This window comes from Halomicrobium mukohataei DSM 12286, from assembly GCF_000023965.1.
In the GTDB taxonomy this organism is placed as follows: domain Archaea; phylum Halobacteriota; class Halobacteria; order Halobacteriales; family Haloarculaceae; genus Halomicrobium; species Halomicrobium mukohataei.
In genome coordinates this window covers 2,266,170-2,279,561 of sequence record NC_013202.1, presented here as the reverse complement: position 1 = coordinate 2,279,561, position 13,392 = coordinate 2,266,170, and the positions used below count along the sequence as shown (strand labels likewise).

At 65.9% G+C, this 13,392-nt stretch carries 15 protein-coding genes and 1 tRNA gene; 10 read left to right on the top strand and 6 right to left on the bottom strand.

Features of this window, described 5'->3' with window-relative positions; all coding sequences use genetic code 11:
* Positions 1-48 precede the first annotated feature (48 nt).
* On the bottom strand, positions 49-1,386 hold the full coding sequence (gene dinB, locus HMUK_RS11425) for a DNA polymerase IV (RefSeq protein WP_015763322.1): 1,338 nt from the start codon (positions 1,384-1,386) through the stop codon (positions 49-51).
* A 314-nt stretch (positions 1,387-1,700) separates the two neighbouring features.
* Here dinB and HMUK_RS11420 point away from each other — a divergent pair, with 314 nt between their 5' ends.
* From HMUK_RS11420 to HMUK_RS11400, 5 genes are all read left to right on the top strand, one after another.
* Positions 1,701-1,943 (top strand): ribbon-helix-helix domain-containing protein, encoded by a 243-nt coding sequence (locus HMUK_RS11420; RefSeq protein WP_015763321.1) that lies wholly within the window; start codon positions 1,701-1,703, stop codon positions 1,941-1,943.
* Positions 1,944-1,999: 56 nt separating this feature from the next.
* Complete coding sequence (locus HMUK_RS11415; RefSeq protein WP_015763320.1) at positions 2,000-2,449, top strand: hypothetical protein; 450 nt, start codon at positions 2,000-2,002, stop codon at positions 2,447-2,449.
* Positions 2,450-2,534: 85 nt separating this feature from the next.
* Positions 2,535-3,011 (top strand): redoxin domain-containing protein, encoded by a 477-nt coding sequence (locus HMUK_RS11410; protein WP_049940819.1) that lies wholly within the window; start codon positions 2,535-2,537, stop codon positions 3,009-3,011.
* 114 nt (positions 3,012-3,125) lie between these two features.
* Positions 3,126-3,377: a HalOD1 output domain-containing protein gene (locus HMUK_RS11405; RefSeq protein WP_015763318.1), complete on the top strand. Its 252-nt coding sequence runs from the start codon at positions 3,126-3,128 to the stop codon at positions 3,375-3,377.
* A gap of 121 nt (positions 3,378-3,498) precedes the next feature.
* Entirely contained in the window at positions 3,499-4,821 is a 1,323-nt protein-coding gene (locus tag HMUK_RS11400) for a metallophosphoesterase (protein WP_015763317.1), read from the top strand.
* A gap of 87 nt (positions 4,822-4,908) precedes the next feature.
* Here HMUK_RS11400 and HMUK_RS11395 read toward each other — a convergent pair whose 3' ends face one another.
* From HMUK_RS11395 to HMUK_RS11380, 5 genes are all read right to left on the bottom strand, one after another.
* On the bottom strand, positions 4,909-5,205 hold the full coding sequence (locus tag HMUK_RS11395) for a type II toxin-antitoxin system RelE family toxin (protein WP_015763316.1): 297 nt from the start codon (positions 5,203-5,205) through the stop codon (positions 4,909-4,911).
* The gene (locus HMUK_RS11390; RefSeq protein ID WP_015763315.1) at positions 5,195-5,392 is read right to left on the bottom strand and encodes a hypothetical protein; all 198 of its coding nucleotides are present in this window, start codon (positions 5,390-5,392) and stop codon (positions 5,195-5,197) included. The genes HMUK_RS11395 and HMUK_RS11390 overlap by 11 nt, the downstream gene beginning before the upstream one ends.
* A 549-nt stretch (positions 5,393-5,941) precedes the next feature.
* Positions 5,942-6,122 (bottom strand) — tRNA-Trp (locus HMUK_RS17375).
* Between the two features lie 53 nt (positions 6,123-6,175).
* On the bottom strand, positions 6,176-6,406 hold the full coding sequence (locus HMUK_RS11385) for a DUF5795 family protein (protein ID WP_015763314.1): 231 nt from the start codon (positions 6,404-6,406) through the stop codon (positions 6,176-6,178).
* 60 nt (positions 6,407-6,466) lie between these two features.
* Positions 6,467-7,345, bottom strand: coding sequence for a DUF5794 domain-containing protein (locus HMUK_RS11380; RefSeq protein ID WP_015763313.1), 879 nt, complete (start codon positions 7,343-7,345; stop codon positions 6,467-6,469).
* Positions 7,346-7,800: 455 nt separating this feature from the next.
* On the opposite strand from HMUK_RS11380, the gene guaB reads away from it, so the two are divergent.
* From guaB to HMUK_RS11350, 5 genes are all read left to right on the top strand, one after another.
* Positions 7,801-9,285 (top strand): IMP dehydrogenase, encoded by a 1,485-nt coding sequence (gene guaB / locus HMUK_RS11370; RefSeq protein ID WP_015763312.1) that lies wholly within the window; start codon positions 7,801-7,803, stop codon positions 9,283-9,285.
* A gap of 64 nt (positions 9,286-9,349) precedes the next feature.
* Positions 9,350-10,081 (top strand): prephenate dehydrogenase/arogenate dehydrogenase family protein, encoded by a 732-nt coding sequence (locus tag HMUK_RS11365; protein ID WP_015763311.1) that lies wholly within the window; start codon positions 9,350-9,352, stop codon positions 10,079-10,081.
* Positions 10,078-11,490, top strand: coding sequence for a small ribosomal subunit Rsm22 family protein (locus tag HMUK_RS11360; RefSeq protein ID WP_015763310.1), 1,413 nt, complete (start codon positions 10,078-10,080; stop codon positions 11,488-11,490). The genes HMUK_RS11365 and HMUK_RS11360 overlap by 4 nt, the downstream gene beginning before the upstream one ends.
* Positions 11,491-11,552: 62 nt before the next feature.
* The gene (gene surE, locus HMUK_RS11355; RefSeq protein WP_015763309.1) at positions 11,553-12,344 is read left to right on the top strand and encodes a 5'/3'-nucleotidase SurE; all 792 of its coding nucleotides are present in this window, start codon (positions 11,553-11,555) and stop codon (positions 12,342-12,344) included.
* 97 nt (positions 12,345-12,441) lie between these two features.
* Positions 12,442-13,350 carry a DMT family transporter gene (locus HMUK_RS11350; RefSeq protein ID WP_015763308.1) on the top strand — a complete coding sequence of 303 codons (909 nt, stop codon included), beginning with the start codon at positions 12,442-12,444 and terminating at the stop codon, positions 13,348-13,350.
* Positions 13,351-13,392 lie beyond the last annotated feature (42 nt).

Sequence of the window (13,392 nt, the reverse complement as noted above, 5' to 3'; positions counted from 1 at the left end):
ACCGCCTCATAACTCTCCGTCAGACGCCCGTCACGCGGTCCCGAGGATTCACTTACAGAAGTCGTCGATCGTCGTCTGTCCGTCCACGGCCGGCGTCGCGGCGTCGTCCGAGGCGTCGCCCTCCGCCCACGCGGCCCCGGTGAGTGTCACCTGGCCGTCCGGTGCCGGCTCCGAGGCCCCGTCGTCGTTCACTTCGTCCGCACCTGGCCCGGTCGTCGCGGTGTCGTCGTTCGCGCTCTCGAAGCCGCCGAGGCTGGCCTGCTCACCGGCGGTAAACGAGAGGTTCGAGACGCGGACGCCGACCTTCCTGACGCGCTGGCCCTCGAACTCGTCCAGCAGGTCCAGCGCGACGGATTCGACCAGCTCCGGTTCGTCGACCGGCCCCGGAAGCGAGCGAGCGCGGGTGTTGACGTCGAACGGGGGCCTGACTACCTTGATGCCGATCGTCTGATACAGTGCGTCCTTGCTCGTGGCCCGATCCGCGACCGACGCCGCGAGCGAGCGCACCCTGTCGCCCAGTTCCGCGCGGTCGTCCGTCGCCTCGGTGAAGGCCGATTCGCGCGAGAGACTTTTTGGCCGCCCGCGTGGCGTCACCTCCCGGTCGTCTTCGCCCCGCGCGTAGCTGTAGATTTCCAGCCCGCGCTCACCGAAGCGCTCTTCGAGCACGTCCGGGTCCGCGCTCGCGAGATCACCGGCCGTCTCGATCCCGAGGTCGTCCAGTTCCTCGGCCGTGACTGGTCCGACGCCGTGAACGTCCTCGACCGGGAGGTCGGCGAAAAAGTCCCGAACGTCACCGGGTTCGACCACGACGAGCCCGTCGGGCTTGTCGCGGTCGCTCGCGACCTTGGCGGCGCTCATCGTCGGGGCGACGCCGACACTCGCCGGGACGCCGACGGTCGACCGGATCTCGTCTTTCAGTCGCGCCGCCCACTGCTCTACGGTGTTCCAGTCCGTTTCGTCCGTCACGTCCAGATACGCCTCGTCGATACTCACCTCTCTGACGACCGGCGCACAGTCGTGGATGATTGCCCGGACCCGCTCGCTGACCGACTCGTAGTACTCCATGTCGACCGGGCGGTAGAAGCCGGCGTCTGCGACATCCAGAGCGGGATCTTCGACGGCGTCGACCTTTCGAGGGAGTCGTCCGAGCGCCGCCGAGATCGCCATCGCGCTGTCGACGCCGTACTCACGGGCCTCGTAGCTGGCCGTCGCGACCGCACCGTGTGTCTCTCCGGGCTCGAATCCCATACCGACGACGACGGGTTCGCCCTCCAGAGGGGGCTCGCGGCGGCGCTCACAGGCCGCGTAGAAGCAGTCCATGTCGACGTGGGCGACGATGCGGTCGCCGTCGTCTGTCGGCGTTCCCGGCAACCGGGCCCCGTCCATAGCGGTTGCTACGTGAGCCCGAGTCCTTAACGTTCGCGCAAAAAAGCGAAACGGTGCGAGGCAGGGGGGTCTTCCTGCCAGTGAAAAGGCGACCGTGGACTCCGCCGGTGTGCGTTCGTGGTGGGACCGGAGCCACGGTCACCGCGGTCGTCGTTGTGGTGCAGTGCCACGACCAGTTTGCGTCGACGGTGGTTCCCGCCGGTTGCTCCCTGGCGCTACTGTCATGTTAACACTGCACATACTTCAATGTTCGTGTCGACAGAGCCCTTACGGGGAGCGTAACGTTGACGGTGGTACCTCACAGAGGGGTGAACATGGCCAAGACAAGCGTCGACCTCCCCGACCGGATCGTCTCCGAGATCGACCGGCTCGTCGAGTCCGGCGAGTACCTCAACCGCGAGCAGGCCTACGAGGAGCTGCTGACGATGGGCCTCTCCGCGTACGGACCCGCCGAAGAAGAGACCGAGGAACCCGGTGAGAACCTCTTCGACCAGAACATGAACGACCAGACCGACCCCGCAGCCCGCGACGAGGGCGGCGACGACTTCACGTTCTAACTGCGTCCGAGTTCTCGTGACGGAACGACCTTCCCGCTCGATCGCGTACTACCAGTATGGACGACCGTGAGCAGTCAGTCGAGGCCGTCGTAGACTACTGTCGCACACAGGCGAGGCTCCTTTCCGGACAGTCGGAGCGCCTCTCTGCGGAGATCGACGACCTCCTCGACGAGATCGACACGGAGGCCGCTGCCGTCCGCGACCGACTCGCGTCCGGTCGGGAACAGGCAGACAGTCCCGACCAGCCGGCCGGTCCCGGCGAGGCCGTCGACGAGACGACCGTCGCGGAACTGGAGGCCAAGCAGTCGACGGTCGCCGACAAGCAGGAGCGCCTCGACGAGATCGGCACACTCGCAGCAGCGTACGTCGACCTCGCATCGTCACTCCAGGCAGAGAGCGACGCGACCGAGGCGATCAGACGAGTGCTGGAACTGGAGGCCGATGCCGACGCGCCCGCCTTCTTCGAGGAACGCGAGACGCTGCTGGAGACCGCGGCCGACCAGTGACGACGAGGGGCTGCTACGATCGGCGCGACGACGCGCCGTCCGTTTGGGATCGGTTTTACAACCGCGCCGTGTGTAGCGTCGAGCGATGGTATCCCAAGGAGACTCCGCCCCCATGTTCACGGCGACTGTCGGAACGAGCGATCACGAACCGTTCGACCTCTCGGACCACGTCGGCGACGGGCCGGTCGTGCTGGCCTTCTTCCCCGGTGCGTTCACGCCGCCGTGCTCCAACGAGATGGTGGCTCTCCAGAACCACCTCGCGGACTTCGAAGCGGCCGGCGCGACGCTGCTGGGTGTCAGCGCCGACTCGCCGTTCTCACAGGGTGCGTTCCGAGAGGAACACGGCATCGAGTTCGACCTCGTCAGCGACATGAGCGGCGAGGCGATCCGCGCCTACGACCTGGAGATGGACATCGAAGAGCTCGGCCTCCACGGTATCGCCAATCGCGCGGTGTTCGTGATCGACGACGACGGGACCGTCAGCTACAGCTGGGTCGCCGACGATCCCACCAACGAACCCGACTACGACGACGTGCTGGCCGCCGTCGAAGCGGCCGCCTGATCAGCTGGCTGCGCGTACATCTCCCCGTTCTGGCAACCAAGAAGAAATGATGCCTGCACTATCAGAATGAACGTCACTTTTCACGCTCTGCCGTGTACCCTCACGACGAGAACAATGCTACAGACGGACGGCGAGCCGCTGACACCGAGCGATCGGATCATCAAGACTGTCGCACACACGCGGGACGTGCCCCGAACCGACCTCCCACCGCTCTACGACGCGCTCGATCCGGAAGCGATCGACGACTTCGTGACCACTGCCGAGGAAGGGAGCCAACTCCAGTTCGAGTACTTCGGAACCAGCGTCAGCGTCTCGGTTCGAGAATCCGGTGTCGGCATCGACGTGACCAGGACGGGTCGACACTGACACCGCCGACTGTCACTGCTCCGAAACGACCCATCTCGGCGTGACCTACGACAGCCGAACAGCCGGCGGTCACATCCACCGAGAGCAACGCCTTTTGCGGTGGCCCCGTCACCATGGTGCAATGGCCGGCGACGACGACCGCGTCTACTACGTGATCAGCGACCTCCACATCGGCGGCGACGAGCAACTGGAGGAGATCGACTTTCTCGACGAACTGCTCGCCTTCCTGCAACGGCTGGAACGGACCGAAGAGAACGCCGCGCTGGTCATCAACGGCGACGCGTTCGGTCTCTGGGAGTTCACCACCGTCGAGGGGATGGCGAAGTTCGACGTGCTCGAATCGACCTACCCGGAGCTGTTCGCGCAACTGCGCGCGACCGGCGAACAGATCCCCATCACGCTCGTCCCCGGCAACCACGACCACGAACTCGCCGCCTACGACGCCTATGTCGATCGCTTCGCCGAGTACAACGTCGACCTCGTCCAGTCACAATCTGTCACGCGCACGGTCGGCGACCACGCGATCCACTTCGAACACGGCCACCAGCAGGATCCGAACAACCACATCGACAACTGGGGCGACCCACACGTGACGCCGCTTGGCTACTACTACAACACGCTCGTGACGAGCCGGGCCGGCCAGCTCTCGAACCGGGGGAAGTACAACTGGCTCAAGGACGTCCAGGCGGTCACACCCACGGAGCGCGTGCCGGTCTGGATGCTCTCGAAGTACTTCTACCGCGAGATGAATCCGGTACTGCGGTACGCACTGATCCCGTTCCTGTTGCTGTTCAACGTCAGTGCCGTCCTGGCCGTCCTGGCCGGCCTGGATCTCCTGAACATCTGGTCGCTCCCCGTCGACGCCACGACCGCGTTCCTCGGCCAGTTCGGTACCATCGGGACCGCAGTGTGGTTCTTGCTCGCGATCAACACCGCCGTCGCCGGTGTCCTGTTGCTCGTCGCGATCCCGCTGTCCCTGCTACGGCGCGACATCAGAAAGACCATCGACCGCTTTGGCGTCTTCGAGACGGGCCTGACCGTCGACGCAGAGGCACCCTATGCCGCGGCCGCCCGAACGGTCTTCGACGAGCAGCCGGCGACGACCATCTTCTGTTACGGCCACACCCACCGCCCCTCCGTCCAGAGTGTCGACGGTGGCCTCGTCGTCAACACCGGTACGTGGCTCAAACGCCTCCACCGGCGGGACGGCGTCATCGGCCTGCTCCCGCCGGTGTTCTACCCCTCCTATCAGCTCTGTGCGGTCAGAATCGCCCCCACCGAGGACGGCGTCGCCGTCGAGTACGAACAGATCGAGAAGCCGACGCCGAGTCCCGAAGAACTGACCCTCACCGAACGACTGCTGACGCTCGGTCGGACGCCCAATGTGGAGTTGCCCGACCGGACAGTCGTCGCTGGCGACGACGCGGAGCCAAGCGCTGAGTGAACGGATCGTCACAACGACAGCGACAAATCGGTCGACACTGATCCAGAACCGCGACTTCCAGAGACACACCGACCGCTTTCGACGGTATCAGTCGAATCCGTAGCGCTTGTGGGCCTCGTCGATGTCGAGCACTTCGATCACCCGGACCTCTCGCTCGTCTTCGAGTACCTCGTAGAAGGCTGTATGCGTTCGGCCGATGTGGAGTCGATAGAGTTCCTCCCCGTCGACGGTGAGTGTCTCCCTGTCGCCACGACCGGCGTCGGGCCGCGGATAGGGCTCTTCGGCCAGCTTTCGAAGGTTGTCTTTGACGATACGCTTGCTCTTGTCGTCTAAGGCGGCGACGTACTCACGGGCGTCTTCCGCGAGCAGGATCTCATAGCTCATCGAGCGGCGTCAGTTCCTCGCTGTCGGCTTCGCGAACCTCGCGGGTTCGCTCGGCGAGTTGTCGCCGCTGATGTTCTTGAATCAACTCGTCGAGTAGCTCGTCGTACGTTTCGCCAGCCTGCTTGAGTTCGTTCAGTTCTTGCCATCGTTCTTCTGTGACCGGAATTCGTTTGTTTGCTTGAGCCATGGTGTCACACGTTCCACGCGTCTTTCACTCTCGCTTCGGTGAGAGTGACGAAACGAGTCTAAACGTGTGCCCCCAACACACGTTATCGCCGACGCTTCGTGTGCAATCCTTACAACGCTTACAGCATAAGTCCTTTGGACAGACACCCCACGATTCACACTCGAGAACACAGTTCGTCGCACCCTCATGCCCGTTCTGTTCGGCGCGATCCGGATTGGGACGAGACTTTTTCGGAGGCTGTCGAGCGGCACGTCGGCGGCACGTCGCTGCTGGAGATCGCTGGCATCCTCTCGGACGAGGAAGCCGACGCCGGAGATTGCGCGTCTCGCCGGCCAGATCAACGGAACGCTGAAGCGCGAGGGGTAGACGGTCTCGGCCGGTGAGGAGGACCGAGCGCGTCGAGGGCTTTCGGTGTCTGCACCACAACCAACGTTGTTTCTCGGAATGCTACACCATCAGGAAGTCAATTTCACCATCCAAGTCGAGAGTGACGGCTAGAGAGTGTCGAGTGAAAAGCGGTGAAATAGACCGCTTCACTTTTATACGGAGTGGGGTCGGAGGGATTTGAACCCCCGATCGGCTGATATCTCCGGTGTGTGCCTCGGAACTCCAGAGGGTCATCAACGCGAGCCGATGATCAGTCGGCCGCTCAGTATATCAACCCTGGAGTGTCGTCACCGGGCACGTTGCCTCTGGAGTCAGCCGCCTTCCCGGACTAGGCCACGACCCCGCACTCCGGCGTAAGCCCACCTGTATGAAAGGGGTTACGGTTGCGTCCGGAGGTTAGTCGTCGCGATCGGTCTCGCTCCAGTCGCAGTCCTGACACTTGAAGCCGGTGACGAACTCCGTGATACCGGGCATGTAGCCGACCGAGAGCACGTCTCCACCGCAATCGGGGCACGATCGGTCGGCGTCATCGATCGCTTCGGCGTCCATGATGTCGTCGTCTTCGATCAACTCGGCGAGCGACTCGGGCGTGACCATGCGGCCCTGCACGACGCGGTTGTCAGCCATAGCAACAACGGGGGCGCTGAGCAACCTAAGGGTTGTCACTTCGTGTCGCGTCGAGCGCGGTCAGAGCCAGGGCGCGCGGTCGTCGTCGTCGTCGACCGTGGGACGGGAGCTGGCGTCGGTGGTGTCGTGGTCGACCCCCTGGGACGCGCCGCCGTCGGCGAAGGCGGCGGTCACGTCGACGGCGTCGGGCTCGTAGTGTTCGTCGCGTTCGCGAGCGCGCTGTGGGTCCAGCGAGAGCAGCGTCGTGACCGCGAGGACGGCCAGCGAGACCGGTGCCTCGACCGACGTGAGGATGCTGATCGGCAGCACACCCAGTGCGACGGCACTCCCGAAGCGGAAGCGGTCGATGTCGACGGCGTTGCGGAGCCACGGCGCGCCGACGGCGGCGGCGAGTGCGAACGCGACGCCGACGCCGGCAGCGGCGGCGGCTCTGAGCATGAGTTCGGGATCGGTCTGGACCACCAGCGAGAAGCCCGAAGCGTTGACGCTGGCGACGAAGCCGATGAGCAGGATCATCGACGGGCGCGGGAGCCAGTCGCCGATCTTCGCGCTGGCGGTCCGGCCGGCGATCGCGAGGATGATGATCGCCGCGAAGCGCTCGAAGACGGCGGGATCGAGGACCGTCTGGATCGTCGGCGCGAGGGCGGCGACCACGACGGAGCCGATGATCACGATCGCACCGACCGCGAGGATCGGGGTGACGACCTCTCTGGGAGAGCCTTCCATCTCGGCGAGGATCACGGCGAGGGTGGCGGAGCCGCCGAAGACCAGCAGGCCGACTTCGATGATGCCGGTCACCGACGCGAGTCCGCCAGCGAGGACGACGGCAGCGAAGACGCCGTCCAGCAGCGGGAGCAACATGACCGTCGCGAGCAGGCGGGTGGCACCGCCGACGCGTCGCTCCAGTGCGAGCGCGACCGGATGTTGGGAGCTACTCATTTCGTGCTACAGTCTGCCCTCACCCGTGGGCGTCGGGTACTCGCTGCGTGGGGACGGTACTGCCGACGGCTGGGACGGCATCGTCCAACCGTTCGGGGACCGCATATTCCACCCCTTCGAGAACCCCTCGAAGCCTGTGTCTCCCATAAACCAGTTTGTGACAACCACGGAGTCGGTGGTCTGTCGACGAACGGAACCAGCGCTGGGAGACACAGCACAGTTCATGTTCATCATTATCTTTTGTCAGCGGATAAACGTTGTGTGAGATTGCGACTCATACACAACGGACGATAGGAGATGTTAGCGTCTGGATGGAGATTGTCCACGTTTCACACGTGATAAGTTCCGTTTTTAGAGTGCCGTGTGGTTCTCGTCGCGCCGCCTGCGTGTGACACCGGTCGGCACTCGGGAGCAAATCTCGGAACGTTTTTCAGCGCCCGTCTGCCACCCTTGACATGGCGAACGAGTCCGAACCCTTCTCGGAGAAGCTCCGCGTTCCAGAAGCGCTGACGTTCGACGACGTACTGCTACGGCCCAAAGAGTCCCGCGTCGAGCCGGACGAGGCCGACACGGCGACACGCGTCTCGACGAACGTCGAACTGAACGTCCCGGTCCTCTCGGCGGCGATGGACACGGTCACCGAGGGCGACATGGGCATCGCGATGGCCCGACACGGTGGCCTCGGCGTCCTCCACCGCAACATGGACGTCGAGACGATGGTCGAAGAGATCGAGCGCATCAAGCGCGCCGACGAGCTGATCATCCGCGACGTGGTTACGGCCTCGCCGGACCAGACCGTCCGCGAGGTCGACGAGATGATGGACCGACGCGGCGTCTCGGGCGCGCCGGTCGTCGGCGACGACGACGAAGTCCTGGGGATCATCTCCGCGACCGACATCCGCCCCTACCTCGAAGTCGGCGAGGAGGACCTCGTCAGCGAGGCGATGACCGACGAGGTCGTCACCGCACCCGAAGACGTGACCGCACGCGAAGCCCTGGAGCTGATGTACGAGCACAAGATCGAGCGCGTCCCGATCGTCGAGAACGGCGATCGACTCATCGGCCTCGTGACGATGCAGGGCATCCTCCAGCGCCGCGAGTACGACCAGGCCGCTCGCGACGACGAGGGCGCACTGGTCGCCGGGGCGGCAGTCGGCCCGTTCGAACTGGATCGTGCGCGCGCTGCCGACGAGGCTGGCGTCGACGTGCTCTTTATCGACTGTGCTCACGCACACAACCGCAACGTCATCGACAGTTCCCGCGAGATCGAGGCGGAGGTCGACGCAGACGTGGTCGTGGGCAACATCGGGACCCGCGAAGCCGCCGCCGAGGCCGTCGACTTCGCCGACGGCGTCAAGGTCGGCATCGGCCCAGGATCGATCTGCACGACCCGCATCGTCACCGGTGCGGGTATGCCCCAGATCACCGCCGTCTCGCAGGTCGCCGACGTGGCCAGCCAGCACGACGTGCCGGTGATCGCCGACGGCGGCATCCGCTACTCCGGGGACGCGATCAAGGCGATCGCCGCCGGTGCGGACGCGGTGATGCTCGGTTCCTACTTCGCAGGTACCGACGAGGCACCCGGCCGCGTCATCACGATGAACGGCAAGAAGTACAAGCAGTACCGCGGCATGGGATCGGTCGGCGCGATGAACGAGGGTGGCGGCGAGCGCTACCTCAAGGAAGAGGAAGAAGACGAGGAGTTCGTCCCAGAGGGCGTCGAGGCCGCGACGCCGTACAAGGGCTCGGTCCAGTCGGAGCTCCACCAGCTCGTCGGCGGGATGCGCTCTGGCATGGGCTACGTCGGCGCGGAGACGATTCCGGAGTTCAAGGACCGCTCGGAGTTCGTCCGCGTCTCCGCGGCGGGCCAGCAGGAGAGTCACCCCCACGACGTGATGATCACGGACGAAGCGCCCAACTACAGCCCCGACAGCAACTGATCGACGGGCCCGGCGATGTAGCGGACCGAACTGCTTTTGAGCGGTCGTTGGCTACCCCGTGCCAATGAGAGTCCTCGTCGTCGGCGCGGGAGCGATGGGACGGTGGTTCGCTGACAGCGTCGCGACGGCCGACGACGAGATCGCGTTCGTCGACGCCGACGAGACCGCGGCGGCGGCGGCGGCCGACGCGCTCGACGGTCGCGCGCTGACACCGCCCGTCGAAGAGCGCTTCGACCTCGTCTGTGTCGCCGTCCCGCTCCCGGCGGCGGCGAGCGTGATCGAGGAGTACGCCGATCGAGCGGACCGGGCGATCTGTGACGTGACCGGGAGTATGCGCGATCCGATCGACGCGATGCGAGCACACGCCCCCGAGATCGAACGCGTCAGCCTCCACCCGTTGTTCGCGCCGGAGAACGCGCCCGGCAACCTCGCAGTGGTGACTGACGCCGACGGTCCCATCGCCGAGACGATCCGCGATCGGCTCACGGCGCGGGGCAACGAACTGGTCGCGACGACGCCGGCCGAGCACGACGAGGCGATGGAGACGGTACAGGCACGCGCCCACACGGCCGTGCTGGCGTTCGCGCTCGCGGCCGAGGACGTACCGGACACGTTCCAGACGCCGATCTCCGAGGCGCTGTTCGACCTCGTCGAGCAGTTGACCGACGGCGAAGCGCGGGTCTACGCCGACATCCAGGCGGCGTTCGAGGGAGCCGACGACGTGGCGGCCGCCGCACGACAGATCGCGCGGGCCGACGACGAGACGTTCACCGAACTGTACGAGAGCCTACAATGAACGACGAGACGAGAGATTCGATCCGCTCGAACGCGAAGTACCTCCGCCAGGTCCGCCCGATCGATCCCGAGGAGATCTGTGAATACGTCGACGGTCGGCCCCACCCCGCCGTGGTTCGACGAGTCCTCCGAGAGGAGGCGTTCGATCTGGGGCTGGTCGAACGCGAGGACGGGACGTTCGAACCGATCGGCGACGAACCGCCGTCACCGGCCTTCGAGGGAGTCGACGCGCTGCCGGCCGAGCACGTCCGCCGACTGGAGGACCTGCTCGTCGAGCGCGAGGGCGTCGGCTGGCCCGACGGCGAGAGCGGCGACCGGCTCCGGGACCGCATCCGGGCGATCAAAGAGCGGTACCTCCGGCAACAGCCCGTCGAGTACGACGACCTGACGGCGCTGGCGTACGCGATCTACCACCTGCCCGACTACTACGCCGTCACGCAGTACGTGATCGCGGACCTCCTGAGCGACGGGCTCCTCGACAGGCGGATTCGCGTCCTGGACGTGGGTGCCGGCGTCGGCGGCCCGGCGCTGGGGCTGCTCGACCTGCTGGGCGAGGAGTGTCTCGTCGACTACCACGCCGTCGAGCCGAGCGCGGCGGCGGACGTGCTGGAGGCGATGCTCGAAACGACGCCTCCGAGCGTCCAGACGACGATCCACCGGACGACCGTGGAGTCGTTCGAGCCCGACGACCAGTTCGATCTGGTGGTCTGTGCCAACGTCCTGAACGAACTCGACGAGCCGGCGTCCGTCGTCGAGGGGGCGCTCGACTGGCTGGCTCCGGCGGGGTCGCTGGCGGCGATCGAACCGGCAGACAGGAACACCGCGATCGGGCTCCGCGAGATCGAGCGGGCCGTCGCCGACGACGGGCCGGCGACGGTGTACGGCCCGACAGTCCGGCTCTGGGCCCACGAGTCTCCGACCGGCGAGTCGTGGTCGTTCGACGTACGACCCGACATCGACGTGCCGCCCTTCCAGCGCCGGCTGGACGAGGGTGCGAGCGGCCCGGACCACCAGCCCGGAGAGTTCGTCAACGTGGACGTACAGTACGCCTACTCGATCCTGCGGACCGACGGACGAACCGCCATCGACGCGCGCGGGAACCGCTCGCAGGTCGCGAAGATGGCCGAGGCCGACTCCTACGTCACCGACCGGATCAACCTGCTGGGCGTGAAGCTGAGCGGCGATCTCACCGAGGCGGGCAATCCCCTCTACCTGATCAGCGACGGGAGTCAGTCGACGGACCACTTCGCCGTCCTCACCGAGGCGTCGATCCTCAACGAGGATCTCCGCGACGCCGACTACGGCGACCTCCTCCTCTTCGAGAACGCGCTGGTGCTCTGGAACGACGACGAGGGCGCGTACAACGTCGTCGTCGACGGCGAGACCGTCGTCGACCGCGTGCCGGCGTAGCCGATCGACCGAGAGGCTGCCGCCGCCGGAGTGTTTTTCCCGCTCTCGGCCCGACGGAACGTATGAACGACGAGCCGTCGATCCTCCTGACTAACGACGACGGGATCGACAGCGTCGGTTTCCGGGCGCTGTACGACGCACTGACCGAGGTGGGATCGGTGACGGCAGTGGCACCGAACAGCGATCAGAGCGCGGTCGGGCGCGCGATCTCACACGAAGTCCCTGTCCACCAGCACGAACTGGGCTACGCCGTCGAGGGCACGCCGACCGACTGCGTCGTCGCCGGCATCGAGTCGCTGGTCCCCGAAACGGACCTCGTCGTCGCCGGCTGCAACCGGGGTGCGAACCTCGGAGCCTACGTCCTCGGACGGTCGGGAACCGTCAGTGCCGCCGTCGAGGCGACGTTCTTCGACGTGCCCGCGATCGCCGTCTCGATGTACATTCCGGTCCGCGAGGACGCGGCCTTCGCCGATGTCGAGGAGAACTACGACAGCTACGCCGAGGCGACCCGGGCCGCGAGCTATCTCGCCGCCCACTCGATGGGCGCGGGCGTCTTCGAACAGTGTGACTACCTCAACGTCAACGCGCCGGTCGCCGACCGGGGTCCCGCGGAGATGGCGATCACCGAGCCGTCACGCGTCTACCAGATGGGGGCCGAGCGAAACGGCGAGACCGTGACCCTCCACGACCGGATCTGGGAGCGGATGGCCGAGGGCGACATCCCCGATCCGGAAGGGACCGACCGCCGGGCCGTCGTCGACGGCAAAGTCAGCGTCTCGCCGCTGACGGCCCCGCACACGACCGAGCACCACGAGGCACTGGACGGACTCGCCGAGACCTACGACCGCTCGTGATGCTGCCGGCTGTAACTGTTCCACGATATTCGCGACCACGGGGTCGCAAAATCCTGTACAGACGGACAGCCGGCAGTACGAGAACGGTGCCACTACGATGAGCACACGCCGAGAGACGTTTCTGTTCGTCCTGCTGGCGATGCTCTGGGGGACCTCCTTCGTCGCGATCAAGGCGGGGCTCGAAGACCTGCCGCCGGTGTTGTTCGCGGCGGTTCGCTACGATCTCGCGGGCGTCCTCATGCTCGCCTACGCGGCCGCCACGACCGACGACTGGCTGCCACGCTCCCGAGCGGACTGGATCGCCGTCGCGATCAGCGCCACGCTCGTGATCGCACTATATAACGCCTTCCTGTTCGTCGGCGAGCGGGACGTGACCAGCGCAGTCGCGGCAATTCTGATCGCGACGAATCCGATCCTCGCGACGGCATTCTCGCGGGCGCTACTCCCGGACGAGCGCCTGTCGACTGTCGGAACTGTGGGACTGCTACTGGGCTTTGTCGGCGTCGGACTGGTCACGCGTCCGGACGTGACCGGCGGCCTCAGCGCCGAACTCGTCGCGTCCGGATTCGTCCTGCTGGCCGCGCTGTCGATCGCTCTCGGGAGCGTCCTGCTCCAGCGGGTCGACAGCGGGCTCGGGACGGAGGGACTCGTCGCCTGGTCGAACGGCGTCGGTGCCGTCCTCCTACACGCTATCAGCGGCGCGCTCCCGAACGAGTCCCTGGGGGGACTGACCCTGACGGCGGAGTCGGTCGTCGCGATCGTCTACCTCGCCGTGTTCGCCAGCGTGATCGGCTACTTCGTCTACTTTCGCCTGCTCGGACGGCTCGGTGCGATCCAGATCAACCTCGTCTCGTACGCGACGCCGGTGTTTGCCGCGGTCACGGGCTGGCTCCTGCTCGAAGAGACGATCGACGCCACGACCGTGACCGGCTTCCTCGTCGTCCTCGTCGGCTTCCTGCTCCTGAAGCGGGACGCGATCCGCGAGGAACTGACCGCGCTTCGATGACTCGGCGCACTCGATCTGTGGCAATTTAAGCGGCCACGGTCG

What these genes read in the sequence shown, in the direction of transcription:
- dinB (WP_015763322.1), bottom strand. Translation starts at nt 1,386, where the DNA reads ATGGACGGGGCCCGGTTGCCGGGAACGCCGACAGACGACGGCGACCGC.
- HMUK_RS11420 (WP_015763321.1), top strand. Translation starts at nt 1,701, where the DNA reads ATGGCCAAGACAAGCGTCGACCTCCCCGACCGGATCGTCTCCGAGATC.
- HMUK_RS11415 (WP_015763320.1), top strand. Translation starts at nt 2,000, where the DNA reads ATGGACGACCGTGAGCAGTCAGTCGAGGCCGTCGTAGACTACTGTCGC.
- HMUK_RS11410 (WP_049940819.1), top strand. Translation starts at nt 2,535, where the DNA reads ATGGTATCCCAAGGAGACTCCGCCCCCATGTTCACGGCGACTGTCGGA.
- HMUK_RS11405 (WP_015763318.1), top strand. Translation starts at nt 3,126, where the DNA reads ATGCTACAGACGGACGGCGAGCCGCTGACACCGAGCGATCGGATCATC.
- HMUK_RS11400 (WP_015763317.1), top strand. Translation starts at nt 3,499, where the DNA reads ATGGCCGGCGACGACGACCGCGTCTACTACGTGATCAGCGACCTCCAC.
- HMUK_RS11395 (WP_015763316.1), bottom strand. Translation starts at nt 5,205, where the DNA reads ATGAGCTATGAGATCCTGCTCGCGGAAGACGCCCGTGAGTACGTCGCC.
- HMUK_RS11390 (WP_015763315.1), bottom strand. Translation starts at nt 5,392, where the DNA reads ATGGCTCAAGCAAACAAACGAATTCCGGTCACAGAAGAACGATGGCAA.
- HMUK_RS11385 (WP_015763314.1), bottom strand. Translation starts at nt 6,406, where the DNA reads ATGGCTGACAACCGCGTCGTGCAGGGCCGCATGGTCACGCCCGAGTCG.
- HMUK_RS11380 (WP_015763313.1), bottom strand. Translation starts at nt 7,345, where the DNA reads ATGAGTAGCTCCCAACATCCGGTCGCGCTCGCACTGGAGCGACGCGTC.
- guaB (WP_015763312.1), top strand. Translation starts at nt 7,801, where the DNA reads ATGGCGAACGAGTCCGAACCCTTCTCGGAGAAGCTCCGCGTTCCAGAA.
- HMUK_RS11365 (WP_015763311.1), top strand. Translation starts at nt 9,350, where the DNA reads ATGAGAGTCCTCGTCGTCGGCGCGGGAGCGATGGGACGGTGGTTCGCT.
- HMUK_RS11360 (WP_015763310.1), top strand. Translation starts at nt 10,078, where the DNA reads ATGAACGACGAGACGAGAGATTCGATCCGCTCGAACGCGAAGTACCTC.
- surE (WP_015763309.1), top strand. Translation starts at nt 11,553, where the DNA reads ATGAACGACGAGCCGTCGATCCTCCTGACTAACGACGACGGGATCGAC.
- HMUK_RS11350 (WP_015763308.1), top strand. Translation starts at nt 12,442, where the DNA reads ATGAGCACACGCCGAGAGACGTTTCTGTTCGTCCTGCTGGCGATGCTC.